The sequence below is a fragment of the Lysobacter capsici genome (assembly GCF_014779555.2).
Classification (GTDB): domain Bacteria; phylum Pseudomonadota; class Gammaproteobacteria; order Xanthomonadales; family Xanthomonadaceae; genus Lysobacter; species Lysobacter capsici.
In genome coordinates, this window is the sequence record NZ_CP094357.1 from 1,478,736 (window position 1) to 1,505,158 (window position 26,423).

General features: G+C 67.3%; 24 protein-coding genes. 5 read left to right on the forward strand and 19 right to left on the reverse strand.

Annotated features, from left to right (window positions below):
- Positions 1-374: 374 nt before the first annotated feature.
- Entirely contained in the window at positions 375-533 is a 159-nt protein-coding gene (locus tag IEQ11_RS05990; protein WP_191822370.1) for a hypothetical protein, read from the forward strand.
- A 111-nt stretch (positions 534-644) separates the two neighbouring features.
- Here IEQ11_RS05990 and IEQ11_RS05995 read toward each other — a convergent pair whose 3' ends face one another.
- The 6 genes from IEQ11_RS05995 to cysG all read right to left on the reverse strand — a co-directional run bounded on the left by IEQ11_RS05995 (position 645) and on the right by cysG (position 6,693).
- Positions 645-1,145: an O-acetyl-ADP-ribose deacetylase gene (locus tag IEQ11_RS05995; RefSeq protein WP_191822371.1), complete on the reverse strand. Its 501-nt coding sequence runs from the start codon at positions 1,143-1,145 to the stop codon at positions 645-647.
- A gap of 15 nt (positions 1,146-1,160) precedes the next feature.
- Positions 1,161-1,715: an RNA 2'-phosphotransferase gene (locus IEQ11_RS06000; RefSeq protein WP_191822372.1), complete on the reverse strand. Its 555-nt coding sequence runs from the start codon at positions 1,713-1,715 to the stop codon at positions 1,161-1,163.
- 83 nt (positions 1,716-1,798) lie between these two features.
- The gene (gene murU, locus IEQ11_RS06005; RefSeq protein ID WP_191822373.1) at positions 1,799-2,527 is read right to left on the reverse strand and encodes an N-acetylmuramate alpha-1-phosphate uridylyltransferase MurU; all 729 of its coding nucleotides are present in this window, start codon (positions 2,525-2,527) and stop codon (positions 1,799-1,801) included.
- Positions 2,524-3,561 (reverse strand): aminoglycoside phosphotransferase family protein, encoded by a 1,038-nt coding sequence (locus IEQ11_RS06010; RefSeq protein WP_191822374.1) that lies wholly within the window; start codon positions 3,559-3,561, stop codon positions 2,524-2,526. The genes murU and IEQ11_RS06010 overlap by 4 nt, the downstream gene beginning before the upstream one ends.
- 647 nt (positions 3,562-4,208) lie before the next feature.
- Entirely contained in the window at positions 4,209-5,192 is a 984-nt protein-coding gene (cysK, locus tag IEQ11_RS06015) for a cysteine synthase A (RefSeq protein WP_057920961.1), read from the reverse strand.
- Positions 5,193-5,223: 31 nt separating this feature from the next.
- On the reverse strand, positions 5,224-6,693 hold the full coding sequence (gene cysG, locus IEQ11_RS06020) for a siroheme synthase CysG (RefSeq protein WP_191822375.1): 1,470 nt from the start codon (positions 6,691-6,693) through the stop codon (positions 5,224-5,226).
- A 335-nt stretch (positions 6,694-7,028) separates the two neighbouring features.
- On the opposite strand from cysG, the gene IEQ11_RS06025 reads away from it, so the two are divergent.
- The gene (locus IEQ11_RS06025; protein WP_036110444.1) at positions 7,029-8,012 is read left to right on the forward strand and encodes a LysR family transcriptional regulator; all 984 of its coding nucleotides are present in this window, start codon (positions 7,029-7,031) and stop codon (positions 8,010-8,012) included.
- A gap of 262 nt (positions 8,013-8,274) precedes the next feature.
- On the opposite strand, the gene IEQ11_RS06030 is transcribed toward IEQ11_RS06025, so the two are convergent.
- From IEQ11_RS06030 to IEQ11_RS06040, 3 genes are all read right to left on the reverse strand, one after another.
- The gene (locus IEQ11_RS06030; protein ID WP_191822376.1) at positions 8,275-9,027 is read right to left on the reverse strand and encodes a phosphoadenylyl-sulfate reductase; all 753 of its coding nucleotides are present in this window, start codon (positions 9,025-9,027) and stop codon (positions 8,275-8,277) included.
- The gene (gene cysI, locus IEQ11_RS06035; RefSeq protein ID WP_191822377.1) at positions 9,024-10,778 is read right to left on the reverse strand and encodes an assimilatory sulfite reductase (NADPH) hemoprotein subunit; all 1,755 of its coding nucleotides are present in this window, start codon (positions 10,776-10,778) and stop codon (positions 9,024-9,026) included. Before cysI ends, IEQ11_RS06030 begins: the two co-directional genes overlap by 4 nt.
- A 250-nt stretch (positions 10,779-11,028) precedes the next feature.
- Positions 11,029-12,879 (reverse strand): assimilatory sulfite reductase (NADPH) flavoprotein subunit, encoded by a 1,851-nt coding sequence (locus IEQ11_RS06040; RefSeq protein WP_191822378.1) that lies wholly within the window; start codon positions 12,877-12,879, stop codon positions 11,029-11,031.
- A 302-nt stretch (positions 12,880-13,181) separates the two neighbouring features.
- Here IEQ11_RS06040 and cysD point away from each other — a divergent pair, with 302 nt between their 5' ends.
- Complete coding sequence (gene cysD / locus IEQ11_RS06045) at positions 13,182-14,162, forward strand: sulfate adenylyltransferase subunit CysD (protein ID WP_425477281.1); 981 nt, start codon at positions 13,182-13,184, stop codon at positions 14,160-14,162.
- Entirely contained in the window at positions 14,162-16,183 is a 2,022-nt protein-coding gene (gene cysN / locus IEQ11_RS06050; protein WP_191822379.1) for a sulfate adenylyltransferase subunit CysN, read from the forward strand. The genes cysD and cysN overlap by 1 nt, the downstream gene beginning before the upstream one ends.
- Positions 16,184-16,519: 336 nt before the next feature.
- Here the strand turns inward: cysN and IEQ11_RS06055 are convergent, their stop codons facing one another.
- From IEQ11_RS06055 to IEQ11_RS06100, 10 genes are all read right to left on the reverse strand, one after another.
- On the reverse strand, positions 16,520-16,765 hold the full coding sequence (locus IEQ11_RS06055; protein WP_191822380.1) for a GlsB/YeaQ/YmgE family stress response membrane protein: 246 nt from the start codon (positions 16,763-16,765) through the stop codon (positions 16,520-16,522).
- Between the two features lie 179 nt (positions 16,766-16,944).
- Entirely contained in the window at positions 16,945-17,484 is a 540-nt protein-coding gene (locus IEQ11_RS06060) for a lipocalin family protein (protein WP_191822381.1), read from the reverse strand.
- Positions 17,438-18,592, reverse strand: a complete 1,155-nt coding sequence (locus tag IEQ11_RS06065; RefSeq protein ID WP_191822382.1) for an SAM-dependent methyltransferase — start codon at positions 18,590-18,592, stop codon at positions 17,438-17,440. The genes IEQ11_RS06060 and IEQ11_RS06065 overlap by 47 nt, the downstream gene beginning before the upstream one ends.
- Positions 18,589-19,371, reverse strand: a complete 783-nt coding sequence (locus IEQ11_RS06070) for a DUF1295 domain-containing protein (protein ID WP_096418201.1) — start codon at positions 19,369-19,371, stop codon at positions 18,589-18,591. Before IEQ11_RS06070 ends, IEQ11_RS06065 begins: the two co-directional genes overlap by 4 nt.
- Before the next feature lie 11 nt (positions 19,372-19,382).
- On the reverse strand, positions 19,383-19,937 hold the full coding sequence (locus IEQ11_RS06075; protein WP_191822383.1) for a DUF2878 domain-containing protein: 555 nt from the start codon (positions 19,935-19,937) through the stop codon (positions 19,383-19,385).
- Complete coding sequence (locus IEQ11_RS06080; RefSeq protein WP_191822421.1) at positions 19,934-21,214, reverse strand: SAM-dependent methyltransferase; 1,281 nt, start codon at positions 21,212-21,214, stop codon at positions 19,934-19,936. The genes IEQ11_RS06075 and IEQ11_RS06080 overlap by 4 nt, the downstream gene beginning before the upstream one ends.
- A complete protein-coding gene (locus IEQ11_RS06085) occupies positions 21,214-22,020 on the reverse strand; it encodes a DUF1365 domain-containing protein (protein ID WP_247024733.1) in 807 nt (268 codons plus the stop codon). The genes IEQ11_RS06080 and IEQ11_RS06085 overlap by 1 nt, the downstream gene beginning before the upstream one ends.
- Positions 22,017-23,321 (reverse strand): NAD(P)/FAD-dependent oxidoreductase, encoded by a 1,305-nt coding sequence (locus IEQ11_RS06090; protein WP_191822384.1) that lies wholly within the window; start codon positions 23,319-23,321, stop codon positions 22,017-22,019. Before IEQ11_RS06090 ends, IEQ11_RS06085 begins: the two co-directional genes overlap by 4 nt.
- A gap of 1 nt (position 23,322) precedes the next feature.
- Positions 23,323-24,222 (reverse strand): acyl-CoA desaturase, encoded by a 900-nt coding sequence (locus IEQ11_RS06095; RefSeq protein ID WP_247024831.1) that lies wholly within the window; start codon positions 24,220-24,222, stop codon positions 23,323-23,325.
- Positions 24,223-24,407: 185 nt separating this feature from the next.
- On the reverse strand, positions 24,408-25,283 hold the full coding sequence (locus IEQ11_RS06100) for a hypothetical protein (RefSeq protein ID WP_247024735.1): 876 nt from the start codon (positions 25,281-25,283) through the stop codon (positions 24,408-24,410).
- A gap of 258 nt (positions 25,284-25,541) precedes the next feature.
- Here IEQ11_RS06100 and IEQ11_RS06105 point away from each other — a divergent pair, with 258 nt between their 5' ends.
- Entirely contained in the window at positions 25,542-26,381 is an 840-nt protein-coding gene (locus IEQ11_RS06105; RefSeq protein ID WP_191822387.1) for an outer membrane protein, read from the forward strand.
- Positions 26,382-26,423 lie beyond the last annotated feature (42 nt).

The following is a 26,423-nucleotide window of genomic DNA, read 5'->3' on the forward strand; positions in this document are numbered from 1 at the left end:
GGACATGGATGTCCTGTGTGGCCTACCCCCGCGTATGCATCGCACTTGCGGGCTCTTGATTCGAAACAGGAACGCCTTTTTCTTTGGTTACTTTCTTTTGTGGCTTTGGACAAAAGAAAGTTACCCGCCGCTTTAGCGGCGGAAGCTTTTGATGTTGCTTCAAGCTTTGAAGCTCTAGAGCTTTTGAAGCCAGAAGCCAGATCAACAGCTTTCGTCCGCAAGCGGCCGAGTTACTTTCTTTTGTCTAAAGCAACAAAAGAAAGGTAACCAAAGAAAAATGCTTTTTTGTGAATCAAGGGCCTGCACGATCGGTGCTTACGCGGGCATGCGCCACACGGGACATCCTGTCCCGGTGGCGCACGGCGCACATCCTTGTGCGCCGCCCTTCGGGTGTGCTGTTGTTCTCGCGAGTTCCAAGCTTCGCAGCGCTGGATGAACTGCTCGGCTTCAATCATTGGGTCAAGGCCAAGGCCAAGGCCGAAGCAAAAGCAAAAGCCAAATTTGAAGCGGGAGCCGGGGAAAGCCGCAGCTGAAACAGGCGGAAACTGAGTTCGGGTCGAATCATTGGGCGTTTGCAAAAGTCGCCGCGACATGCCGCGACCGTGGCCCGAACGCGATAACGCGTTCTCAATCGCAACCGCACACTAAGCCAACAACTCCCGATAAACCGCCAGATCGGCCTCGGAAAAACAACAGAACACCACCTCGTCGATCGAGCCGTCGCGCTGCGCGAAATCGTGCGTCGTCGCCACCGCGATCTCGGCCGCCGCCCGCGGCGGATAACCGAAAATACCCGTGCTGATGCAAGGAAACGCGATACGCCTGAGCCCGCGCTTTGCCGCGATCTCCAAAGACTGTCGATAGCAAGAAGCCAACAACGCCGGCTCGCCCTGATCGCCGCCGCGCCAGACCGGGCCGACGGTGTGGATCACGTACTGCGACGGCAGGCGATAACCGCGCGTCAGCTTGGCCTCGCCGGTCTTGCAGCCGCCGAGCAAGCGGCATTCGGACACCAAGTCCGGCCCGGCCGCGCGATGGATCGCGCCGTCCACGCCGCCGCCGCCGAGCAGCGAGGAATTGGCCGCGTTGACGATCGCATCGAGGGCCAGCTTGGTGATGTCGCCTTGGATCGCGCGCAGTTGCATTGATCCCGTCCTGTATCAGTCGTGTTCCGGCCAATCGATGAATTCGGCCGCGACCGCATCGGTCAGCCACACGCCGTTGGCGGACTGATAGAAGCTCAGCCCGCGCGCATGCATATCGCCGGCGCGGATGGTCAGCACCAGGGCCTTGCCGTGGCGGCTGCCGACCTTGATCGCGGTGGCTTGATCCGACGACAGATGCACGTGCTGGCGGCTTTGCTTGACCAGTCCGAGCTTGCGGATCGATTTGGCGAAGCGGGTCGCGGTGCCGTGGTACAGCGTGGCCGGCGGCGGCAGCGGCGCCAGTTCCAGGTCGACCTCGATCGAATGGCCCTGGTTGGCGCGGATGCGCGCGCCGTCTTCGCTGATCGCGAAGCGCTGCTTGTCGCTGTCGCGCACGACCTGTTCGATCAGTTCGCGGGTCACCGGCTTGCCGTCGGCGTTGGCCAGGCGGACCAGTTCGTCGAGGTCGGCCCAGCCGTTCGCGTCGAGGGTCAGGCCGATCGCTTCGGGTTCGTGGCGCAGCACGAGGCTGAGGAATTTGCTGGTCTTGGTGAGGTTGACGGAGCTCATGTGCGTTCCAATTCGGTAGGGGCGGCGGCGCGATCCGGCGCTGTGGCCGGTCGCGTCGCGCGAAGCAAGAAGTAAGGCGATGCTCAGCCGTTCGCCGCGGCGGCCAGCGCCGCGTCGAGCTGTTGCAATCGTTCCGGGGTGCCGACATCGGTCCAGCGGCCGCGATGGTGTTCGCCGTGCAGGCGGCCGCGCGCGGCGGCGGCGCGCAGCAGCGGCACGGTGCTGAAGCGCGGCGGTTGCAACTGCGCGCCGGGCGCGTCGCCGAGCAGGTCGCGCCAGCCGTCGAACAGGCTCGCGCGGTACAGGCCGATGCCGGAGTAGGTGAGTCGCGACGGGCCGTCGTTGTGCAGCAAGCCGCCGTCATCGAGTTGGAAATCGCCGCGCGGATGCTGCGAAGGATTGTCCACCAGCACCAGATACGCATCGCCGTCGAATTCGCGCGGCAGCGCGGCGAAGTCGTAATCGGTCCAGATATCGCCGTTGGCGACGAGGAACGGCGCGTTCGGATCGGCGCCGTCGAGCAGCATCGGCAGAGCGTTCAGCAGGCCGCCGCCGGTTTCCAGCGGGGTGGTACCTTCGTAGGAATAGCGCAGGCGCAGGCCCCAGCGCGCGCCGTCGCCGAGGGTGTCGGCGAACTGCGGCGCGAGCCACGATGTGTTGACGATCACCTCGCTCACGCCGATGGCGGCGAGTTTTTCCAGATGCCATTCGATCAGGCGCTTGCCGCCGACCGCGAGCAGCGGCTTGGGCGTGTGCAGGGTCAGCGGGCGCATGCGCTCGCCCAGGCCGGCGGCGAAGATCAGCGCCCTCATGCCGGCTGGGTCGCGGTGGTGGAGGTCAGCGCCGGGCGCACGTAGCGCTCGACGATCCGCGCCAGCGGCGCCAGTTCGGAATACCGCGGCAACACCACGTCGAGGTAGCCGAGGAAACGCGGCGCATCGGCCAGATACTTCGGCTTGCCGTCGCGGTGATGCAGGCGCGCGAACAGGCCGATGATCTTGATGTGGCGCTGCAGGCCGGCGTAGTCGGCGTCGCGGCGGAAACGGGCGAAGTCCGGCAGCGGGATGCCGGCGGCGATCGCGCGGGCGTGGTAGCGCGCGAGCCAGCCGTCGATGCGCGGCTCCGGCCAGCTGACGAAGGCGTCGCGGAACAGGCTGATCGGGTCGTAGGCGATCGGCCCGCGCAGCGCGCCCTGGAAATCGATCACCGCCACGCCGCCGTCGACCGGCATCAGATTGCGCGGCATGTAGTCGCGGTGCACGAACACTTGGCGCTGGGCGAGCACGTTGTCGAGGATGCGGCGATAGGCCAGGTCGAGGTTTTCCAGGTCGTCGCAATCCAGGCTCAGGCCCAGATGGCGGCCGAGGAACCATTCGTCGAACAGGCGCAGCTCGCGCGCCAGGAAGGCCTCGTCGTAGGGCTGCAGGTCGTCGGGGCAGGGCAGGGCCTGGATCTTGAGCAACTGGTCGAAGGCGGCGTCGAACAGCGCGTCGGCGTCGGCGTCGCCGGCCTCGAAGGCCTGCAGGAAGGTCTGCTGGCCGAGGTCCTCGAGCAGCAGGAAACCCAGCTCCATGTCCTGCGCATGCACCTGCGGGACCCGCACGCCGCCGGCCAGCAGCATCTCGCGGATGCGCAGCCACGGCCGGGCGTCTTCGAGCTCGGGCGGGGAATCCATGACGATGACGCTGCGCTCGGCCGCGCCGCCGGCGTCGGCCAAGCCGCGCCAATAGCTGCGGAAACCGGCGTCGAACGAGGCGCGGGTCAGGTCGAGGCGGGCGTCGCCGGTCGCCGCGCGCGCCCAGGCCAGGCGGGCGTTGTCGCGGTCGGTAGGGTGCGGCTGGGTCATGCGTGCTCCATGCGGCCGGGGCGGCCGCAGGTGCACAGGGTAAACGTCCGTGGGCCACGGGTGAATGTTCGGCGGCCGAAGGCCCTTCATCCGCCCTTCGGGCACCTTCTCCCGCTAGCGGGAGAAGGGGGCAAGCCAAGCTCTCCCACTCGCGTGGGAGTGAGCGACAAGGGAAGCCCACTCACTCGTGTGGGAGAGGGGGCAAGAGAAGCCCACTCACTCGTATGGGAGAGGGGGCAAGAGAAGCCCTCTCCCGCGCGCGGGAGAGGGTGGGGTGAGGGCAGACACGCTCGCATCGCGCTGCCGGGTCTCACGGATAGATAGAAGTAGGGCGGAGCCCTCGCCGCAGATTCCTCCAACGCAGTCGCCACCGCTGCCTTCGGATTTCCTGCGCCGAGAACCCCGCCCTACAGGTACAGCTGCATCACTCAAAACCGCTCAAGGAGAACAACTCAAGGAGAACACTCAAGGAGAACAACTACGTCTTTCAACATCGACTGCTTTGCAAGCAACAACCTAGGGACAAGCAACCACACAAAAAACGATCACATCCAATGGAAGCGCGGGGCGAGGCCGGCGCGGCGCCGGTTTCCGCGTAGCGGCACGTGTACGCGGTTCCGTCGCGCACGGCCTCGCCCCGCCTGTTGCTAGGCCGCGACCGGCTCCTCGGTCTTGTCCAGAGAGGCCAGCCATTCGTCGTCCGATCCGTCCGCCACGCCTTCGAACAGGAACGTCGACAGATAGCGCTCGCCGGTGTCGGGCAGCATCGCCAGCAGCACCGAACCTTCCGGCGCGCTTTCCGCGACCTGCAGCGCGGCGGCCACGGTCGCGCCGGCGGAGATGCCGACGAACAAACCCTCCTCCGACGCGAGCCGGCGCGCGGTGTCGCGCGCGGTGACGTCGTCGACCGGGCGGATTTCGTCGGCGACGCCGCGATCGAGCACGCCGGGGACGAAGTCCGGGGTCCAGCCCTGGATCTTGTGCGGCTGCCAGCTGGCGCCGCTGAGCAGGGACGCGCCGGCCGGTTCGGAGGTGATGATCTTCAGATCCGGACGCGCGACTTTCAGCACCTGGCCGGCGCCGGTCAGGGTGCCGCCGGTGCCCCAGCCGGTGACGAAGAAATCGAGCCGCTTGCCGGCGAAATCGCGCAGGATTTCCGGGCCGGTGGTGCTGCGGTGATAAGCCGGATTGGCCGGATTCTCGAATTGCTGAGCGAGGAACCAGCCGTGCTTCTCGGCCAGTTCGGCGGCCTTGCGGACCATGCCGGTGCCGCGTTCGGCGGCCGGGGTCAGGATCACTTTCGCGCCGTAGGCGCGCATCAGCTTGCGTCGTTCGATCGAGAAGGTTTCGGTCATCACCGCGACGAAGGGATAGCCGCGCGCGGCGGCGACCAGGGCCAGCGCGATGCCGGTATTGCCCGAGGTCGCTTCCACGATCGTCTGGCCGGGCTTGAGCGCGCCGCTGCGTTCGGCGTCGAGCACGATCGCCAGGGCGAGACGGTCCTTGACCGAGCCGCCGGGATTGAACGATTCGACTTTCGCGTACAGCGACACGTGCTTGGGCGCGATGCGATGCAGTTTGACGATCGGGGTGTTGCCGATGGTGTCGAGGATGCTGTCGTACAAAGGCATTGGAAGGTCTCCCGTGGCGTGGGTGATGAGGTCAGGCGGCCGCGGCGAACGCGGTGTCGCTGGAAATTTCGAAGGTGTGCGTATCGAATGCGGGAACGTCGGTCAACGGCGCAGCACCGAACCAGTGCAGGCGCGCGGCGAGCGCGGCGACTTCGCCGACGATCAACAAGGCCGGCGACTGCACGTCGTGACCGCGCGCGCGCTCGGCCAGATCGGCGAGGGTGCCGGTGACCACGCGTTGTTCGCGACGCGAACCGTTTTCGATCAATGCGAACTGGGTGCTGGCGGAGCGGCCGTGTTCGATCAGCTTGTCGCGCAGCACGTCCAGGCCGGACACGCCCATGTACACCGCGAGGGTCTGTTTTTCCTGGGCCAGCGACTGCCAGTCGAGCGCGTCGGCGGAATCCTTCAAGTGCGCGGTAACCACCCGCAGCGACTGAGCATGCTCGCGATGGGTCAGCGGAATGCCGGCGTAGGCGGCACACGCCAGCGCGGCGGTGATGCCCGGCACCACTTCGAAGGCGATGCCGGCATCGGCCAGCACTTCGAGCTCTTCGCCGCCGCGGCCGAACACGAACGGATCGCCGCCCTTGAGCCGCACCACGCGCTTGCCGGCGCGGGCATGTTCGAGCATCAACTCGTGGATGCGATCCTGGGTGGTGTGGTGATTGCCGGCCTGCTTGCCGACTTCGATCAGTTCGGCGTCGCGGCGCGCGAGCCGCAGCACGTCGGCGCTGACCAAGCGGTCATGCAAAATTACGTCGGCTTCGTTGAGCACGCGCAAACCGCGCAAGGTCATCAATCCCGCATCGCCCGGGCCGGCACCGACCAGCGCGACCGTGCCGGCCTGCGGCGTGGCGGGCTTGTCGTCGATCAAGGCCACGCCGAACGCGCGCTGGGCCTCGTCGAGGCGGCCTTCGCGCAGCAGCGACGGAATCGGCCCGGACAGCACGCGGTCGAAGAAACGACGGCGCAGGCCCATGTCGGGGTAGTGCTTGCGAATGCGCGCGCGTTCGCGCGTCAGCAGGTGCGCGAGCGCGCCGAGCGATTCGTCGAATTGGGTTTCCAGGGTTTCGCGCAGATGGCGCGCGAGCATCGGCGCGCCGCCGCCGCTGGAGATCGCGATCTGCACCGGGCCGCGTTCGACCCGCGCCGGGACGTGGAAGCTGGAGGCGTCCACATCGTCGACCACGTTGACCCAGACCCGCTGCGCCAGACCGGCGTCGGCGACGGCGCGGTTGACCGCGGCATCGTCGGTCGCGGCGATCGCGAGCCAGGCGCCTTCGAGCCACTCGGGGGCGAATGATCCGCTGAGGTGTTCGATCCGGCCTTGTCCGGCCCAGGCCGCGAGCGTGGCCGACAGTTCCGGCGCCCCGACCCGCACCCGCGCCCCGGCCTCCAGCAGCGCCGCGGCCTTGCGCTGCGCCACCGCGCCACCGCCGACCACCAGCACGAGACGCTCGCGCAGGTCGGCAAACAGCGGGAACAGGAGGCTGGTCATGGCGGCGTGGACTGGATCCGGGGACGATGGAACGACCCTAAGGCCGCCGCCGGGCGACCGGAAATGACGCCGCCGCCTTTGCTCATGCCGTCACGTAATGAGTCGCAGCGTTGCGGCGCGGATACTGGACAAAGCCACCATACGCCAGCTAGCCTATAAATCCCTTTATCCGAATAGAGCGATAAATACGTGGACGCGACCCGTCAGCGAATGTCCCGCGCACCGGCTTCGGCCCCGGTCGTCCGGAAACGGAACGACGCGGGTTGTTGTCGCCCGTGCCGACAGCGCGCTGCCCATCGCCTCCACCGCGGTCCTCTTTTACGGATAGTTTCGCCATGACCCTGACTCAGCTGCGTTATCTGGTCGCCATCGCCGATTCCGGCCTCAACATCACCTTGGCCGCCGAGCGCGTCCACGCCACCCAGCCCGGTCTGTCCAAGCAGCTCAAGCAGCTGGAGGACGAGCTGGGTTTTCTGTTGTTCGTGCGCAAGGGCCGCAGTCTGGAAGCGATCGCGCCGGCCGGCGAGCGCGTGCTCGAACACGCGCGCCGCATTCTCGAAGAGGCCGGCAATATCCGCGCCTACGCCGCCAACGAGCGCGGCCAGCATGCCGGTCGCCTGGTGCTGTCGACCACGCATACCCAGGCGCGTTATGTGTTGCCGCCGATCATCGCCCAGGTCAAGCGCGACTTCCCGCAGGTCAGCGTGCATCTGCAGGCCGCGGCCGACGGCGAGGTGCTGTCGCATCTGTCGCACGGCAACGCCGATCTGGCGGTGATCAGCACCGCCGGCGCCGCGCCCGAAGGCGGGTTGGCGGTGCCGTTGTTCCGCTGGCGCCGGGTGGTGCTGGTGCCGCGCACGCATGCGCTGGCCAAGCTCGATCGCGCGCCGACCCTGGCCGATCTGGCCGGGCAGCCGTTGATCAGTTACGAATCCTCGACCCGGCCGGAATCCTCGTTGCGCCGCGCGTTCGCCGCCGGCGGACACGAACCGCAGCTGGCCATGACCGCGCGCGACGCGGATCTGATCAAGACCTATGTGCGCGCCGGATTGGGCGTGGGCGTGCTGGCCGAGATGGCGGTGACCTCGCGCGACGAAGACCTCAAGTCGCTGGTCGCGCCGGATGCGTTCCCCGAGTGCATCACCTGGGCGGTGATCCCGCGCGCGCGCGTGTTGCGCGATTACGCGCTGGAGTTGCTGCACGGGTTGGCGCCGCAGATCGACCGGCGCGATCTGCGCCGGGTGCTGGAAGGCAATCTGGAGCCGCAATGGCCGACGGCGCCGACCTGGGTTGAGTTGACCCAGCCGATCAGTTCCTGATCGCGCTGGCTGTCGTTCCTTTTCCTGCTCGCTTTCACTCCTTTTGCTTTCGCTCCCTCTCCCGCTTGCGGGAGAGGGCTGGGGTGAGGGCGCGCGAATCCACGGCCGCTGTTGTTGCCCCAGGGCCCTGAGTCGAATCCGCGACAAACCTTCACGATGATCGGTTCGCCCGCGCGCCCTCATCCGGCCCTTCGGGCCACCTTCTCCCGCTGCGCGGGAGAAGGATTCGTCATCGAAGTTTTCGAGTCGCCTTCCGAAATCTTCAAGCCGCCTTGTTCTCCGCAGCCGGCTCGCTATCGAAATGCAGCCCGCATTCGCGCTTGAGCCCGAAGAACCGGGTGTCCTCCTCGCGCATGCCCGGTTCCAGACGACGCGTCGTGTGGATGTCGCCGATCGACACATAACCGTCGTGCCACAACGGGTGATACGGCAGATCGTGGGCCTGCAGGTATTGCCAGACTTCGCGGTCGCTCCAGTCGGCCAGCGGATGCAGTTTCCAGCGGCCGTCCTTGATCTGCAGGAAATCCAGGTTGGCGCGGCTGCCCGACTGGCTGCGGCGCAGGCCGGCGATCCAGGTGCGCACGCCCAGTTCGTTCAAGGCGCGCTGCATCGGCTCGACCTTGCGCATCCGGTTGTAGCGCTCGATGCCTTCCAGCCCTTGTTCCCACAGGCGGCCGAACTTCGCTTCCATCCAGGCCACGCCGATCTGCGGGCGATACACCTTGAGGTTGAGCTTGAGCCGGTCGCCGAGTTCGTCGATGAAGCGGTAGGTCTCGGGAAACAGATAGCCGGTATCGACCACAATCACCGGGATCCGCGGCGCTTGCGCCGTGACCATGTGCAGCGACACCGCCGACTGCGCGCCGAAACTCGACGACAGCGCGTGCTCGCCTGCGGTGTTTTCCAGCGCCCAGGCGACGCGCTGTTCGGCCGACTGCGTGCCCAGCCAGGCGTTGAGTTCGGCCAGCGCGCGCGGCGACTCGGCGGCGGTGACGGGATCGGTGGGAGCGCTCATGCGTGGGCCTCGGTGACCAGGACCACCGGAATGCCGGTGGGAGTGGGATAGGGGACGGATACGACGTCGCGGCGGACCAGGTAATCGCCGAAACCTTCCTCGCCGTCGCGCTCGCTGGCGTAGCCGGCGAACAGCGGATCGAGCGCGGCCAGGATCTCGGGTTCGGCGATGTTTTCGCGGTACAGCGTGTTCAGGCGCTGGCCGCGATGGTCGGCGCCGAGCATCAGGTTGTAGCGGCCCGGCGCCTTGCCGACCAGGGCGATCTCGCCCAGGTACGGACGCGAGCAACCGTTCGGGCAACCGCTGATGCGCAGGTTGATCGAGGCATCGGGGATCGCGTGCTTGGCCAGCAGTTTTTCGACCTCGCCGACGAAATCGGGTAGATAACGTTCGGCTTCGGCCATGGCCAGGCCGCAGGTCGGCAGCGCCACGCAGGCCAGCGCATTGCGCCGCACCGCGCTGGCCCGCACATGCCCGTCCAGGCCGTGTTGCGCGACCAGCGCATCGACCTGCGCGCGCAGCGCCGCCGGCACGCCGGCGATGACCAGGTTCTGATTCGGGGTCATGCGGAATTCGGCGCCGTCGTGTCCGTCGAGCAGTTGCGCGATCTCGCGCAGGCCGCTCAGATGCGTGACCGCTTCGCCCAGGCCGTCGAGCGCGCCGTCGACGATGCGTCCGGCCGGGATACGCAGGGTCAGATGGGCGACACCGCCATGGTCCGCATCGCCGTCGCTGTCGACCCAGCCGAACCGGTCGCCGTTATGGCGGAAGCCGAACGCGCGCGCCGGAAGGAGAGGGAAACCGGCGCGGCGTTCGACTTCCGCCTTGAACCACTCGAGCCCGCGATCGTCGATGGTGTACTTCAGCCGCGCGCGCTTGCGCACCGCGCGATTGCCGAAATCGCGCTGCGCGGTCACCACCGCCACGCCGATGTCGATCACCTGATCGGGGGTCACGAAACCGATCACGTCGGCGACCCGCGGATAGGTTTCCGCATCGCCATGGGTCGCGCCCATGCCGCCGCCGATGGTGACGTTGTAGCCCAGCAGTTCGCCGTCTTCGATGATCGCGATATAGCCCAGATCCTGGGCGAACACGTCGACGTCGTTGTACGGCGGAATCGCGAAACCGATCTTGAATTTGCGCGGCAGGTAGGCGTTGCCGTAGATCGGCTCGTCCTCGCTGCCGCTGCCGTCGACTCTTTCCTCGTCGAGCCAGATCTCGTAATAGGCGCGGGTGTTCGGCAGCAGATGCTCCGACAAGGCCGCGGCCTGGGCGAACACCTGCGCGTGCGAGGCCGAGACCTGCGGATTGGCGGCGACCGCGACGTTGCGGTTGACGTCGCCGCAGGCGGCCAGGGTGTCGATCAGGGCGGCATTGATCGCCTGCATGGTCGACTTGAGTTCGGTCTTGATCACGCCGTGGAACTGGAACGCCTGGCGGGTGGTGATGCGCAGGCCGCGTTCGGCATAGGTCGTCGCGATCGCGTCGAGCTTGAGCCACTGCCGCGGCGACACCACGCCGCCCGGGGTGCGGGTGCGGATCATGAAGCTGTAGGCCGGTTCCAGCAGCGCCTGACGGCGTTCTTCGCGGACGTCGCGATCGTCCTGCTGGTAGCTGCCGTGGTACTTGATCAGGGTCTGATCGTCGTCGTTGAGCGCGCCGGTGACCTGATTGGCCAGGCTCTCCAGCAGCGTGCCGCGCAGGCGCGCGCTGTTGTGCTTGATGTCCTCGACCGAGTGCGCGCTCATGCGCGCGCTCCGCGCGGCGACCGACGTAGACCGAACGGATGCAGCCCGAACAGAACGCGGCCCGCCGACGATGCCGCGCTCTTGCCGGCGCGTGCGGTCGAGGCAGTGTCGTTTCCGCGTTCCATCCGGACTGCCGGGGCAACTGGCGTTCCGTCGCGATCAGTAGACACGAACATGCACACGGCGACTTGCGACGCGCGGCCCGATTCGATGAAGTGCCGTTGCGAACGGCGATGGCCTTGCGCGTGCATCAGTAAACGTCCCGGGCGTAGCGGCCCTGTTGCTGCAAATCGTTCAGATACTCTTCGGCGGCTTCGGGGCTCTTGCCGCCGTGTTCGGCGATCACCGCCAGCAACGCGGCGTGCACGTCCTTGGCCATGCGGGTGGCATCGCCGCACACGTACAGATGCGCGCCGCCTTGCAGCCAGTCGTACAGGTCGCGGCTGTGTTCGCGCAGGCGATGCTGGACGTAGATCTTCCGCGCCTGATCGCGCGAGAACGCCAGGTCCAGGCGATGCAGCTGGCCGGCTTTCAACGCCGCCTGCCATTCGACTTGATAAAGGAAGTCGCTGCGGAAATGCGGGTTGCCGAACAGCAGCCAGTTGCGGCCGGCGGCGCCGTCGGCGGCGCGGTCCTGGACGAAACCGCGGAACGGCGCGACGCCGGTGCCCGGGCCGATCATGACGATGTCGCGAGTGGAATCGCTCGGCAGACGGAAGCGGTCGTTGTGTTCGATGAACACCGGCAGGCGCTCGCCTTCCTCGGCCACGGCGAGCAGATGCGAAGCCGCGCCCCAGCGCAGGCCGGCCTGCGTCGCGTACTCCAGGTGAGCGACGGTGAGGTGGGCTTCCTCGCCGACCGCCTTCTGGCTGGAGGCGATCGAATACAGGCGCGGGGTCAGCGGGCGCAACGCGGCGACCAGTTCCTCGGCCGACCAATCGCCGTCATAGCGCTGCAGCAGGTCGATGACCTGGGTGCGCGACAGCAGTTCGGCCAGCTGCGCGTTCTGATCGGGCGCCAGCAGGCGATTGAGTTCCTCGCTGCGCGCATGCGCGGCATGGCTGGCGACGAACGGCCGCGCCAGCTTGGTCAGTTCGCGCTTCTCGCTGAGCCATTGGCGCAGCGGCAGATGCTGGCCGTTGTGGCCGACATCGGCCTCGCCGTCGAGTTGCAGGGTGTCGAGCACCGCCTGTACCAGCGCGGGCGGATTGCGCGGCCACAGGCCGAGCGCGTCGCCGGGCTGGTAGTGCAGGCCGGAGCCTTCCAGCGACAGTTCGATATGGCGGATGTCCTTGTCGAAGCCGACCGCGCCGGCGGCGCTGGAACCGCGCGCGATCAGGCGGCGGTTGGCGATCAGCTCGGCCGCGAACGGCGCGTCGCGATGGAAGGCCGGCGCGGCCTGCAGCGGACGCAGCGGCGTGACCGTGGCCAGATGCGCGGTGGTCGGCTTGAGCGCGTCGCGGGCGTGGCCCAGCGCCTGCTGCAGCCACGGCGTCGACACGGTTTCGAAATCCAGATCGGCTTCGCCGCGCGCGAACAAACGGGTCGCGCCGAGTTCGGCCAGGCGCGCATCGAGCCTGGCGCCGATCGCGCAGAACTGCGGATAGCTCGAATCGCCCAGGCCCAGCACGGCGAAGCTCAGACCCTTGAGTTCGGGCGCGCGCTTGCCGGCGATGAACTCGACCAGGCCGCGCGCGTCGTCCGGCGGATCGCCGTCGCCCTGGGTGCTGATGACGATATAAAGCAGCCGCTCGGTCTTGAGTTCGCGGGTCGGGTAGGCGTCGGCGCGGACCAGCCGCACCGACAGCCCGGCCGCTTCGGCCTGGCCGGCGAGCTGTTCGGCCAGGCGCTTGGCGTTGCCGGTCTGGCTGCCGTAGACGATGCTCAGGCGCTCGCCGGTCTTGCTCTCGGCCGCGGGCGCGGCGGCGGCGGGCGCCAGGGCGGCGCCGGAGCGGGCCAGCCCGGCGGCATAGCCCGACAACCACCACAGACTGTTGTTGTCGAGGCCGTCGGTCAGGCGGGCGAGCGAATCGAGCCGGTCCGCGGGCAGCGGGCTGGCGAGCAGAGCGGGGGCGGCGAGCGTGGTGGCGGCGGCGGGCACGGCGGTCGGCGTCTGGCTTGGGAGACTGCAGGCTACGAGCCGGGTGGGCCACTGCGGAAAGGATGCTCGGTTATGCGTTCATGACCTGCGCTCATTTCTCCCCGAATCCGGGGGGATTTCTAATGGCCCCATCGAACGGCCGGTCCGGATGTGGTTCGATGGACGTCCGCGGGGCCTTCCAGCAAGGGTCCGCACGGTGCTCCAGCCGCGTTGCAAGGACCGGGTTCACCGCTTCCGACTGGACGCCGCCGCGTCGTCCAGCCTGCCCTGGATACGCGGCCCTGCACCGAGTCCGTTGCCCGATGAGTGCGTCACCCGAACTGAGTCCGCTGTTCGACCCCGCCGCCGATGCGCCGCCGCCGCCCGCGGGGCCGCTGTCGGCGCGGGCGTTGAGCCACCTCGACCGGCTCGAGGCCGAGAGCATCCACATCCTGCGCGAGGTCGCCGCCGAGTTCGCCAACCCGGTGATGCTGTATTCGGTCGGCAAGGACAGCTCGGTGCTGCTGCACTTGTTGTTGAAGGCGTTCTACCCGGCGCGACCGCCGATCCCGCTGCTGCACGTCGACACCGGCTGGAAGTTCGGCGAGATGATCGCGTTCCGCGACCAGCGCGCGCGCGAGACCGGCGTCGACCTGCGCGTCCACATCAACCCCGACGGCCTGGCCCAGGGCATCGGCCCGGTCACTCACGGCGCGGCGGTGCATACCGACGTGATGAAGACCCAGGGCCTCAAGCAGGCGCTGGACTGGAACAAATTCGACGCCGCGATCGGCGGCGCGCGCCGCGACGAGGAAAAGTCGCGGGCCAAGGAACGCATCTTTTCGTTCCGCAACCCGCAGCACCGCTGGGACCCGAAGAACCAGCGGCCGGAACTGTGGAGCCTGTACAACACCCGCATCCACAGCGGCGAAAGCGTGCGCGTGTTTCCGATCTCGAACTGGACCGAGCTGGACGTGTGGCTGTACATCTACCGCGAGAAGATCCCGGTGCCGTCGCTGTACTTCGCCGCCGAACGTCCGGTGGTCGAGCGCGAGGGCAGCTTGATCCTGGTCGACGACGAGCGCCTGCCGCTGCGCGACGGCGAGACCCCGCAAACCCGCAAGGTCCGCTTCCGCACCCTGGGCTGCTATCCCTTGACCGGCGCGATCGAATCGCAGGCCGACACGCTGGAGGCGATCATCGCCGAGATGCTGGTCGCCACCACCTCCGAACGCCAGGGCCGGGTGATCGATCACGATCCGGGTGCTTCGATGGAACGCAAGAAGCAGGAGGGATACTTCTGATGGGCGCGGGAATCGCGAGTGGTGTAGCGGGAGTCGGGAATCGGGAATCGGGAATCGAAACAGCGGAGCGCGACAACGTGGGTCATTCGAAGGGCAATGCAAGTGCCGTGCTCGCCTTCAGCAAGGCCGATTCCCCATTCCCGATTCCCGATTCCCGGCCATCGGCCGTCGCCAGCTACCTGCAGCAGCATGAACACAAAAGCCAACTGCGCTTCATCACCTGCGGCAGCGTCGACGACGGCAAGAGCACGCTGATCGGGCGGTTGCTGCACGACACCCAATTGTTGTTCGCCGATCAGCTGGCCGCGCTCGACGCCGACAGCCGCCGTCACGGCACGCGCAATGGCGAGGTCGATTTCGCTTTGTTGGTCGACGGCCTGGCGGCCGAGCGGGAGCAGGGCATCACCATCGACGTGGCCTACCGTTTCTTCGGCACCGAAAAGCGCAAGTTCATCGTCGCCGACTGCCCGGGTCACGAGCAGTACACCCGCAACATGGCGACCGGCGCATCGACCGCCGACCTCGCGGTGGTGCTGGTCGATGCGCGCAAGGGTCTGCTGACCCAGACTCGCCGGCACAGCTACATCGTGTCGCTGCTCGGCATCCGCCATGTGCTGTTGGCGGTCAACAAGATGGATCTGGTCGATTTCGATCAGGCCGTGTTCGAGCGCATCGTCGGCGAATACCGCGAACTCGCCGAAAAGCTCGGCATCGAGCACGTGCAGGCGATCCCGCTGTCGGCGCTCAACGGCGACAACCTCATCGCCGCGTCGACGGCGACGCCGTGGTATCGCGGGCCGAGCGTGCTCGAACACCTCGAAACGGTCGATGTCGCGCGCGATGCGTCCGCGCTCGGCCTGCGCTTGCCGGTGCAGTGGGTGAACCGTCCGCATCAGGATTTCCGCGGCTTCGCCGGCACCATCGCGGCCGGTTCGGTGCGGCCCGGCGACGAGATCGTCGCGCTGCCCTCGGGGCGGCGTTCGCGGGTGCAGCGCATCGTCAGCGCCGACGGCGATCTGGCCCAGGCGGCCGCGGGTCAGGCGATCACCCTGACCTTGAACGATGAACTCGACATCAGCCGCGGCGACATCATCGCTGGCGCGGCGCAGCCGCCCGAAGTGGCCGATCAGTTCGCCGCGCACCTGCTGTGGATGGACAGCAAGCCGCTGCTGCCGGGCCGCTTCTACTGGCTGAAGATCGGCGCGCGCACGGTCAGCGCGAGCATCACCGAGATCAAGCACAAGATCGACGTCAACACACAGGCGCAGCTGGCGGCCAAGCAGCTCGAACTCAACGAAGTCGCGTACTGCAACCTCGGCCTGGATCAGCCGATCGCATTCGAGGCCTATCGCGACAACCGCGAGCTGGGCAGCTTCATCCTGATCGACCGGCAAACCAACGCCACCGTCGCCGCCGGCACCCTCGACTTCGCCTTGCGCCGCGCCGCCAACATCCATTGGCAGGCGGTCGACGTCGACAAGGCCGCGCGTGCGCGCAGCAAGCAGCAGCGACCGCGTTGCGTGTGGTTCACCGGCCTGTCGGGTTCGGGCAAGTCGACCATCGCCAATCTGGTCGACGCGCAGTTGCATGCGCTGGGCCACCACAGCTTCATCCTCGACGGCGACAACGTGCGCCATGGCCTCAACAAGGACCTGGGCTTCACCGACGGCGACCGGGTCGAGAACATCCGCCGTGTCGCCGAAGTGGCCAAGCTGATGACCGACGCCGGCCTGATCGTGCTGGTGAGCTTCATCTCGCCGTTCCGCGCCGAGCGCCAGCTCGCCCGCGAGCTGTTCGAGGACGGCGAATTCGTCGAAGTCCACGTCGACACGCCGCTGGCCGAAGCCGAGCGCCGCGACGTCAAGGGCCTGTACGCGAAGGCGCGCGCGGGCAAGATCCCGAACTTCACCGGCATCGATTCGCCGTACGAAGCGCCGCAGGCGCCGGAGTTGCGGCTGGCTACGCTGGACGAAGACGCGCAGGCCCTGGCCCAGCGGGTGATCGATTACCTGCGCGATTGAGTCGGCAACCCGCATGGCCTACCTGTAGGAGCGGCGCAAGCCGCGACCGCGAACCGCCAACTCGCGGCGCCGTCCTCATTTCATCGTATTCGCTCGGGCATTCGCCGCGCGCCGGAAACCTCGGGCCTGGCTGGGTTGTACGCATGGCGTCTTTGCGAATAACTCGCGATCGAGCTTGCGCGGCAATTGAAGCTGCGCGGTCGCGGCTCGCGCCGCTCCTACAGGTAGGCCATGGTGGTCGCGACAAGGCCGCAAAAACAAAAACGCCCCGGCCTGGGCCGGGGCGTCCGCTTATCCGTCGTCCGAACCCGGACGATCCGCGCGCGAGGAAACTGACTAACCCTTCGCCGTCTTGCTGCGGATCATCTCGTACAGGAACAACAGCACGATGGCGCAGGCCACCGAGATGATGATCCCCATGAAACCGCCGCCGGCATAGAACAGGCTGCCGATGTAGGCGCCGGCGATGCCGAGCAGGATCGTGAGGATCCAGCCCATCGGGTCGGCGCCGGGTTTGAAGAAGCGCGCGAGGATGCCGATGACCGCGCCGATGATGATCGTATAGATGATGCCGCCGGGCATGGTGTTGTCCTCCTGAGGGACGGGGTGTTGGTGCGGCTGGATCATGTGAGCGCGGGCGTCGCCGCCGCGTGAGGGCCGGCGGCGGACGCTGGTCCGCGGTTAAGCCGCGCGCGCCGCCGACGCAGGCGGGGTGCGACGGCGCGTCGGTCCGGAATGTTTCGCGGGCGATACGCCGCTCGTCAGGGCGATGCTTTTTCCGGCCATTGCTGCGGCACTTTGCGCAGCCCCTCGAGCGAATAGCCCAGTTCGCGCAGGCGTTCGAGATGGGCGTCGTAATCGGCCTGAGGGATGCTCGGCGTGCGGGCCATGATCCACGCATAGTCGCGCTTGCTGCGCCCGACGATGGTCTGCTGATACGCCGGGTCGACATGGACGATCACGTACTCGGCCTTGATCGGCCAGACGAACTGCATGCCCCAGATCGCGTTGTGGGTATCCGGGCGCACGTAGCCGACCGGGTGCATGGTCTTGACCGGCTCGTCGAAGCCGCCTTTGCGATAGCGGAAGGTGGTGCGGATGCGGCCGCGTTCGTCGAGCTTGTACGATTCGATCGCGTTGAACGCCTCGCGTTCCGGACGCGAGGGAATATGCGCGATCACGTACCAGTCGCCCATGAAGCGCGGCAGGTCGACCTGCGCCACCGGCGCGATGGGCCGCGCGTTGCCGGCGCAGCTAAGCAAGGGCAACGCGAGCAGCAGCGACAGACGTTTCAGCAGCATGGCCGTTCTCCAGCGGATTGCGACGCGAAAACAGATAGTGGGCGACGCCCCATTGCTGGCCGTCGTCGTAGCCGAACATCTCGGCGCAAGCCATCCAGAACATGCGCCAGCGCTGGAACCACAACGGCGCGGCGGCCTCGCCGTAGGCCGCTTCCAAAGTGTCCATCACCACGTCGCGGTTGCTGTCCTGGCGCGCCAGCCAGTGATCGGCGGTGCGTTGGTAATGGCGTCCGTCCAGCAACCAGCGCTGTTCCAGCGACAGGTGGCGCTGGAAACACAGCAAGGTATCGGCCGAGGGCATCAGCCCGCCGGTGAAGAAGTGCCGGCCCATCCAGTCGTCCTGACCGTCGACTTCGAACGGATACATCAGGTCTCGGTGGCAGAACACATGCACGAATAGCTTGCCGTCCGGACGCAGCCAGCCGGCGATACGGCCCAGCAAGGTGTCGTAGTTGCGCATGTGCTCGAACATCTCGACCGAAACGCAGCGATCGAAGCGCATCGGATCGAGGTTCAGGCGATTGACGTCCTCGGTCAGCACCAGCACGTTGCGCAGGCCGCGCTGGGCGCATTGGGCCTGGATGTGCTCGCGCTGCGGCCGCGAGTTGGACACCGCCACGATCTGCGCATTGGGATAGCGCTCGGCCATCCACAAGGTCAGCGAGCCCCAGCCGCAGCCCAGTTCGAGAATGTATTGGCCGTCGGCCAGTTCGGCGCGCTGCGCGTACAGCGCGAGCATCGCCTCTTCGGCCTGGTCCAGGGTTTCGTCGCCGCGCGGGTAGTAGCAGCACGAATACTTGAGCCGCGCGCCGAGGCAATCGAGGAAGAACTGCGCGGGCAATTCGTAATGCTGACGGTTGGCCGCGTCGGTGTGGATCGCGACCGGGCTTTCGCGCAGTTCCTCGATGCGCTGGCGATGACGCTCGTACTGCGCCTGCACGCCGCCGGCGCGTTCTTCGCGCAGCCGCTGCGCGCACAGGCGGCGGATGCCCAGGCGCACGATCGCGTCCGGCAGCGAGCCGCGTTCGGCCAGGCCGAGCAGGCCGGGCGCGGCGGATTCGGGCGGCTTCGAGCGGCTCGGATCGGAGTGGTCCACGGCGGTGTTCATGACGAAGTCTCGGTTCGGGAAGGCGAGCGGGGAAACCACGGAAACAGCATCGGCGTGCTGCGCTGGTAGTCGCGGTAATCCTCGCCGCGGCTGCGCAGGGCTTGCGCTTCGGTGTAGGGAATGCCGCTGATCCAGCGCAGGAACACGTACATCACCACCGGCCCGGCCCAGGCCCAGCCGAACAGCGGCGAGCCGACCGCGAAGCAGACGTAGGCGAACCAGTGGGTCCACTCGAAGAAATAATTCGGGTGCCGCGAATAGCGCCACAGTCCCTCGCGGCAGGTACGGCCGCGATGGGCCGGATCGGCGCGAAAGCGCGCGAGCTGACGATCGGCCAGGCTTTCGCCGGCCACGCTGAGCAGCCAGATCGCCACGCCGGCCGCCAGCCACATCGGCGCGAGCCGGCCGTTGAACGCCACCGCGAGGAACGGCAGCGCGAACAGCACGATCAGCGCGGCCTGGAACTGGAAGAACAAAAAGAACTTGCCCTGATGGCCGTGCCAGTGCGAACGCAGATGCCGGTAGCGGCCATCCTCGGGCTCGCCGCGCACACGACGCCACAGGTGCAGCGCCAACCGCAGCCCCCACGCGCCGCCGCACAACGCCAGCACGACCCGCACGACGACATCGCCCGGACCGAGCGCGGCATAGAACACCGCGCCGAAGCCGACCCCGCCGGCCCAGATCGCATCGACGATGCCGGCGTTGTCGTGGCGGCGTTGCCACCACCAGCCCAGGCTCATCGCCACCGCGGCGATCGCCCACAGGCTCGCGACCATCGCCCAGGCATTCATCGCGGCACCTGCGCGCCGCCGTGCAGCGGTATATCGTCTGCGCGTAACCAACGTTGCGCCAACTGCGCGAGCACCGGCATCGCCACGCCCCAGCCCAGCGCCAGCCAGGCCAACGCCGGCCAGCGCGGCGGTGCGAATTCGACCGCGCCCCAGCCGCGCGCCGCGCCCAGATAAGCCAGCGGCCCGCCGATCGCGCCGAACAGCGCCGCCAGCGCGATACGACCGTGCAGGAAACGCAGGGTGTGGTTCAGGGTCATGGCGAACGCACACCACAGGCCGAGAATCCACACCGGTGCGAAGGCGGTCGACGGCCACGGCGCCGCGTACGCGGCCGCGCCGCTCGCGGCGAGCGCGCCGTCGATCAACGCGCCGGTCGGCAGCGCCACCAAGAGCAGGCGTACATCCGCGCCGCGTTGCTCGGAGACCGCGAGTTGCCACACGATGAACATCGCCGCGGCCAGCGCACCCGGCCATGCCAGGCCGCGCCCGGCGGCGATCACGGCGCAGAACCACACCAGTTGGTAACCGGCGAAATTCGCTAGCCCTTTCATGCGCACAGCTCGCCTTCGGGCAACCGCGCCGCGCGACGATGCCCGGGCTTGGCCATCAGCATCTGCACCACGCCGATCGAGCGCTCGTGGAAGCCGCCTTCGCAATACGCCAGATAGAACGCCCACATGCGGATGAAGCGTTCGTCGTAGCCCAGAGCGCGCACGTCGGCCAGTCTGGATTCGAAGCGGCGATGCCAGGCCTGCAGGGTCAGCGCATAGGACGGGCCGAAGTCGTCGAGCTGGACCAGGGCCAAGTCGCTGCCGCGGGTCTTGGCCGCGAGCATCGCGTTGATCGACGGAATGAAGCTGCCCGGAAACACGTGGCGCTTGATGAAATCCACGCTGCGCAGCGCTTGCGCGTAGCGATGATCTTCGATGGTGATCGCCTGCACCAGCGCCAGCCCGTCGGGCTTGAGCAAGTCGCCGAGCTTGCCGAAATAGGTGTCGAGATAGGGCGCGCCGATGGCCTCGATCATCTCGATCGAGACCAGTTTGTCGTAACGGCCTTGCAGGTCGCGGTAGTCGTGCAGCAACAATTCGATCCGATCGCCCAGCCCGGCCGCGGCGACGCGTTCGCTGGCGAGCGCATGCTGTTCCCGCGAAATGGTCGTGGTGGTGACGTGGCAGCCGTAATGGGCGGCGGCGTGCAAGGCGAAACCGCCCCAGCCGGTGCCGATCTCGATCACCCGGTCGCCCGGCCGCAATGCGAGTTTGCGGCAGATCCGATCGAGCTTGCGCAACGAGGCATCCTCCAGCGATTCCTCCGGCGAGGCGAACACCGCCGAGGAATACATCAGGTCCGGCGACAGAAAGGTGGCGAAGAATTCGTTGCCCAGGTCGTAATGCGCGGCGATGTTGCGACGGCTGCCGCCGCGGGTATTGCGGCGCAGCGCGTTCCAACCGCGCATCGCCCAGCCGCCCAGGCGCGCCAGCCCGGTTTCCATGCCGTCGAGCAGATCGCGATTGCGCACCAGCAAGCGGATCAGCGCGACCAGGTCGCTGCAATCCCACTGCGCGTCCATATAGGATTCGCCCGCGCCGACGCTGCCGTTGGCGGCGACCGCGCGATAAAAGCCGCCGTCGTGGACGTGGATCGTCACATCGATCGGATCGACGCCGGCCGCTTCGCCGAGCACCACTTCGCCGCAGGCATCGCGCAAGCTCAGGCGGCCGCCGCGCAACTGCGCCATCTGCGCGATCAGGCGCTGACGCAGCCAGCGTTCGGGCAACGGGTAGGCGGTATCGGGTCGTGCGTCGAGTTTGTCGGCGCTGGGCATCATGGCAGGCCTCGCGCATTGCGCGGATGGTCGTGGACGGGATTGCGTTTGAGCCACAGGCGCAGCGCCTGCCAATGGATCGCGAACATGATCTGCACGGTCATCAACGGATAACGCCACAGCACCCGCGCCAGCCCTGCGCCGTCGCAGGGCCGGCGGCGCAGGCTCAAGGTCGCGGAAAATTCGCTGTGGTCCTCGCGCATCACGTCCATATGCACCAGCAGGTCCTCGCCGGGCGCGGTGAAGCGCCAGGCATAGTCGCGCTGCATCGGCATGAACGGCGATACATGGAAGGCCTTGGCGAACGACCACTCCAGCGCGCGTCCGCACGGCCGCGCCGTGTCGGCGGCCAGCACATAGGCGTGGCGTTCGCCCCAGGGCGTGTTGGTGATTTCGGCGACGACGTAGTCCAGCGCGCGGCCGTCGTCGGCATAGCAGTAGTAGAAGCTGACCGGGTTGAACACGTAGCCGAAGTAGCGCAGATGGGTCAGCAGCCGGATCGGTCCGGTCGGGCGCCGTCCGCAGTGCTGGAACACCCGCTCGCGTACCGCATCGGCCAGCGGCAGTTCATTCGGGCCGAGATAATCCTCGCGGCGGAAACGGCCGATCGCGCCGCGCCGGGTCGACCACAGCCAGCGGCGGCGGAACACTTGTTCGATTTCGTCCAGATCCAGATACAACTGCGCGACCCGGTATTGGAACGCATGCGCCCGCGGCGAACGCCGGCGATGGCGGACCACGCCTTCGTAGATCGCGCTGAGCAACGGCGCGTCGGCCCGTGCCGAATCGGTCCGCGATGCGTTCACGCGGCCCTCCGCTCGGCGCGTTGCGGCACGATGCGCTGGCTGGCCTGGCCGTAACGCGCGCTGCCGGCGGCGCCGAGCGCGGCGGCGACTTCGACCGCGCTGCGCATGCCGTCCTCATGAAAGCCCCAGCCCCAGTAGGCACCGGCGAACCAGGTGCGGCGATGGCCCTGGATTTCGCTCTTGCGTCGCTGCGCGGCGACGCAGGCCAGGTCGTAGACCGGATGTTCGTAGCGCATGCGCCGCAGGATCTTGTCCGGGTCGATCGCCTCGCTGCGGTTCAAGGTGACCACCAACGGCTCGGGCGATTCGATGCCTTGCAACAGGTTCATGCAATAGCTGACCGTGCAGGCCGCGGCCGGCTCGCGCGGGATATGCGCGTTCCACGCCGCCCAGGCCTTGCGATGACGCGGCAACAGCCGCGCGTCGGTATGCAGCACGGTGTCGTTGAGCTGGTAGCGCATCGCGCCGAGGATGTCGCGCTCGCTGTCGTCGGCGTCCTCGAGCAGGCGCAGGGCCTGATCGCTGTGGCAGGCGAGCACGACTTGATCGAAACGTTCCTCGCCCGCGCCGCTGACCACGCTGACGCCGTGGTCGTCGCGGCGCAGCGCATGCACCGGGCAGGCGATGCGTTCGAGCACGTTCCAGCGCGCGCGCAAGGCCTGCACATAGCGATCGGACCCGCCGTGCACGACCCGCCACTGCGGCCGCCCGGCGACCTGCAGCATCTGGTGATTGGCCATGAACTGAACCAGATACCGCGCCGGGAACGACAGCACGCGCTGCGACGGGGTCGACCACAGCGCCGAAGCCATCGGCAACAGATGCTCGTCGCGGAAGGCCTCGCCGTAACGGTTCGCGCGCAGGTATTCGCCCAGGGTCGGACCGGCGCCGTCGCTGTCTAGCAGCTCGGGCGATTCGCGGTAGAAACGCAGCAGGTCGCGGACCATGCCGAGAAAGCGCGGCGACAGCAGATTGCGCCGTTGGCAGAACAGGCCGTCGAGGCTGCCGGCGTTGTACTCCACGCCGCTGAGCTCGCTGTGCACCGAAAAACTCATCGTGGTCGCCTGCGAGGGCACGTCGAGTTCGTCGAACAGGCGCGACAGCAGCGGATAGTGCGTCGGGTTGAACACGATGAAGCCGGTGTCGACGCGGTAATCGCGGCCGTGCAGGTGGATGTCATGGGTGTGGGTATGGCCGCCGATGCGGTCGGCGGCCTCGAACACGGTCACCTCATGTTCGTGCTGCAACAACCAGGCCGCGGCGAGGCCGGAAATGCCGGAACCGACGATGGCGATGCGCATGTCAGGCCTTCGCCCTGGCCGCGACCCAGGCCGGAATCGGCTTGAGATCGCGCACCAGTCCCAGCAGCGCCATCACCCGAAGCCCGTAATAGGTCAGATCGATTTCCCACCAGCGAAAGCCCTGACGCACCGTGCCGGGATAGAAATGGTGGTTGTTGTGCCAGCCTTCGCCGAAGGTGATCAGCGCCAGCCAGAGGTTGTTGCGGCTGTCGTCCCGGGTGTCGAAACGGCGCTTGCCGTAACGATGGGCCAGCGAATTGATCGTGACCGTGGCGTGGAACAGCACCGTGGTCGAGACGAAGAATCCCCAGACCAGCATCTGCGAACCGCTGGTGCCGAGCTGCGGCGCGAAGCGCTGCAACAAGGCGCCCAGTCCGAACAACGCCGCCGCGAGCAGCACCGGCACCAGCGTATCGTAGCGATCGAGCACGCGAAGTTCGGGGAACCTGGCCAGATCGGGCACGCGCTCGAGCTCGGTGCGGAACGCGCGCGGGGTGAGGAACCAGCCGACATGGCTGCGCAGGAAGCCGTGCACGCTCGGCGAATGCGGGTCCAGCGCGGTCTCGGTATGGCGATGATGATTGCGGTGATGCGCCGCCCACCACAGCGGGCCGCGCTGCACGCTGGACGCGCCGATCAGCGCGAACACGAACTGCATCGCGCGCGAGGTGCGGAAGGTCTTGTGCGAGAAGTAGCGATGGTAGAACGCGGTCAGCGCGAACATGCGGATCGCGTACATCGCCGCGGCCACGATCAGTGCGATCGGCGACACGCCGACCCACAGCACCGCGATGCAGGCCAGATGCATGGCGATGAACGGCGAAGTGCGCAGCCAGTCGATGCGGTCGGCGCGGGCTTCGTCGAGCGGCGCCTGGGTGTCGGTATCGATCCAGCGGCGCACGGTCGCGACCGCCCGCCGCCAGCGCGTGCCGCGCGGCGCGGGCGTTGACGGCACGACAGGGCCGTCGAGCGTCGAGGTGTGGCCGGGGTCGAACGACATGCCGTGCTCCGATGCGGTGCGTTATGGGGGTCTACGATGGATTCGCGCGGACGGATGCACTCGCGGCGTGTCGGCGAGCGCCGGGGTCAGGTGCTTGCGCCTGCGCAGCTGTTGACCAGCGGCTGGGTTCGCGCGGCTTGGCGTTCGGCCGCGTCGGCCTGGGTGGGCGCCGCGAATTCGATCCGCACGTTCTGATAACGACCGGTCTGGTCGCGGATCGTCGAGATGCCCTGGAAGGTCAGCAGCCGGCGATCGGCGACCGCGTAGCGCAGCTCGATCGGTGCAATCGCGAAGCCGTACCACGTGTCCAGCGCCATGCGCAGACGGCGCACCGAGGCCACGCCATTGCCCTGCTCGAGTGGTTCGATCCTGAAATCGAGGAACGACCCGCGGCTGGGCAACAGGAACGGCGCCGCGATCGATTTACCCGCCGACAGCGCATCCCAGCGGCTGCGGATCATCGCGTCGAAGCCGGCATCGATGACCGCGCCGGCGCGTTCGGGCAAGGCGGTTTCCTTGCGCGCGGCCGCGGTGTTCTTGCGGGTGTAGACGTAGCGCCGCCCCTGTCGGGTCCAGACGCCTTCCTCGTAGCCGTCGCGGGCATCGACGAAGCCGAAATCCGGCGCGCTGGCGCTGGGCGAATCGGTCACCACTTTTCTTGCGAACGCTTCGCCGCGTGGGCAGCGGTACAGCACGATGCGTTGCCCCACGCCGTCCTGGCTATAGCGCCAATGGGTCTCGCGATACAGCACGCGCTTGCTGTCGGGCGCATAGGCCACGCCTTCGTAGCGTTCGTCGGCGCAGGCGCTCATTGCGGCCGACAGCGACAGCATGGCCACCGAAACGATCGCAATGCGACGGCCGGAATCCAGGAACCTACATGCACGCATCAGCGCTCGCCTTGGCGGCCGATGGCCGGTTACGCGATGGATACGACGATGCACCTGGACCGGATGCACCATCAGACTGAATCGCCTGAACGATGTGCCATCGACTGCATCGCTGAGCACAACAGATGAAACAAGGCGGGATCGAACCTCGGTCGCGGCCGCGCATTCAACGAAATATTTCTATTTTCTGCATCCCAACGCCACGGGGCCGCGTACAGCCAACGAACCCGTGCAGTTCATCGCAGCGCAGTTCGCGCCGATGCACGGCCCTTCGCAAGCGATCCGCGCCACGTTCCGCGCGGCAAGACCACAAATAGAGGGAGAGTGAGCATGAGAGCGGAATACCTCGCATCGATCGCGGTCGCCGTGCTGGCGGCCAGTGCCTCGCCGGCCTATGCACAGTCGGCCGAGCAGGACTGGAGCGGCTTCTATTTCGGCGGCAACGTCGGTTCGTCCGAACCCAACGGCAGCGGCGGCCGGATTTCGTTCGACAACAACCTCGACGGCGGCTACGGCGATACGGTGCGCACAGCCGCCGGCGCGGATGCGTTCTCGCCGGGCTTCTGCGATGGCGCCGCGGGCGGACGCACGCCGGCCTCGGGATGCGGCGACGACAAGGGCGGCGCCGACTACGGCCTGCGCGCCGGTTACGACTGGCAGAGCGGCCGCCTCGTGTTCGGCGTGGTCGCCGAATACACCCAGGGCGATTCGCGCGACAGCGTGTCGGCGTTCAGCACCACCCCGGCGTTCTACACCATGACCCGCGATCTCGACACCACCACCGCCTTGCGCGGCCGGATCGGCTGGACCTTCGGCGGGCAGGGCGACTATCTGGTCTACGCCACCGCCGGCGCGGTGCGGGCCAAGATCGATCACCGCTTCACCACCAGCAACGCGGCCAACGCGTTCGCCTTGCGCGGCGACGACGAGGCCGACGGCTGGCAGGCCGGTGTCGGCATCGAGCGCAAGGTGCTCGATCACCTCTCGCTCGGCCTGGAATACCTGTACAGCCGCGTCGACGACGACGATTTCCGTGTCGGCGTATCGCGCGGCGCGGCGCCGGCCAACAATCCGTTTTTGTTGGTCAATGCCAACGGCACCGATTTCCGTCGCAGTGACAGCGATTTCGAATTCGGCAGCCTGCGCCTGACCGCGACCTATCGCTTCTGATCGCTTCGATCGACGGCTTGAAACGAAGAAGGCGAGCCATCG

Excerpts from the sequence above, each read along its gene's own strand:
- IEQ11_RS05995 (WP_191822371.1), bottom strand. The coding sequence starts at position 1,145 with ATGCAACTGCGCGCGATCCAAGGCGACATCACCAAGCTGGCCCTCGAT.
- IEQ11_RS06000 (WP_191822372.1), bottom strand. The coding sequence starts at position 1,715 with ATGAGCTCCGTCAACCTCACCAAGACCAGCAAATTCCTCAGCCTCGTG.
- murU (WP_191822373.1), bottom strand. The coding sequence starts at position 2,527 with ATGAGGGCGCTGATCTTCGCCGCCGGCCTGGGCGAGCGCATGCGCCCG.
- IEQ11_RS06010 (WP_191822374.1), bottom strand. The coding sequence starts at position 3,561 with ATGACCCAGCCGCACCCTACCGACCGCGACAACGCCCGCCTGGCCTGG.
- cysK (WP_057920961.1), bottom strand. The coding sequence starts at position 5,192 with ATGCCTTTGTACGACAGCATCCTCGACACCATCGGCAACACCCCGATC.
- cysG (WP_191822375.1), bottom strand. The coding sequence starts at position 6,693 with ATGACCAGCCTCCTGTTCCCGCTGTTTGCCGACCTGCGCGAGCGTCTC.
- IEQ11_RS06025 (WP_036110444.1), top strand. The coding sequence starts at position 7,029 with ATGACCCTGACTCAGCTGCGTTATCTGGTCGCCATCGCCGATTCCGGC.
- IEQ11_RS06030 (WP_191822376.1), bottom strand. The coding sequence starts at position 9,027 with ATGAGCGCTCCCACCGATCCCGTCACCGCCGCCGAGTCGCCGCGCGCG.
- cysI (WP_191822377.1), bottom strand. The coding sequence starts at position 10,778 with ATGAGCGCGCACTCGGTCGAGGACATCAAGCACAACAGCGCGCGCCTG.
- cysD (WP_425477281.1), top strand. The coding sequence starts at position 13,182 with ATGAGTGCGTCACCCGAACTGAGTCCGCTGTTCGACCCCGCCGCCGAT.
- cysN (WP_191822379.1), top strand. The coding sequence starts at position 14,162 with ATGGGCGCGGGAATCGCGAGTGGTGTAGCGGGAGTCGGGAATCGGGAA.
- IEQ11_RS06055 (WP_191822380.1), bottom strand. The coding sequence starts at position 16,765 with ATGCCCGGCGGCATCATCTATACGATCATCATCGGCGCGGTCATCGGC.
- IEQ11_RS06060 (WP_191822381.1), bottom strand. The coding sequence starts at position 17,484 with ATGCTGCTGAAACGTCTGTCGCTGCTGCTCGCGTTGCCCTTGCTTAGC.
- IEQ11_RS06065 (WP_191822382.1), bottom strand. The coding sequence starts at position 18,592 with ATGAACACCGCCGTGGACCACTCCGATCCGAGCCGCTCGAAGCCGCCC.
- IEQ11_RS06070 (WP_096418201.1), bottom strand. The coding sequence starts at position 19,371 with ATGGTCGCGAGCCTGTGGGCGATCGCCGCGGTGGCGATGAGCCTGGGC.
- IEQ11_RS06075 (WP_191822383.1), bottom strand. The coding sequence starts at position 19,937 with ATGAAAGGGCTAGCGAATTTCGCCGGTTACCAACTGGTGTGGTTCTGC.
- IEQ11_RS06080 (WP_191822421.1), bottom strand. The coding sequence starts at position 21,214 with ATGCCCAGCGCCGACAAACTCGACGCACGACCCGATACCGCCTACCCG.
- IEQ11_RS06090 (WP_191822384.1), bottom strand. The coding sequence starts at position 23,321 with ATGCGCATCGCCATCGTCGGTTCCGGCATTTCCGGCCTCGCCGCGGCC.
- IEQ11_RS06100 (WP_247024735.1), bottom strand. The coding sequence starts at position 25,283 with ATGGTGCATCCGGTCCAGGTGCATCGTCGTATCCATCGCGTAACCGGC.
- IEQ11_RS06105 (WP_191822387.1), top strand. The coding sequence starts at position 25,542 with ATGAGAGCGGAATACCTCGCATCGATCGCGGTCGCCGTGCTGGCGGCC.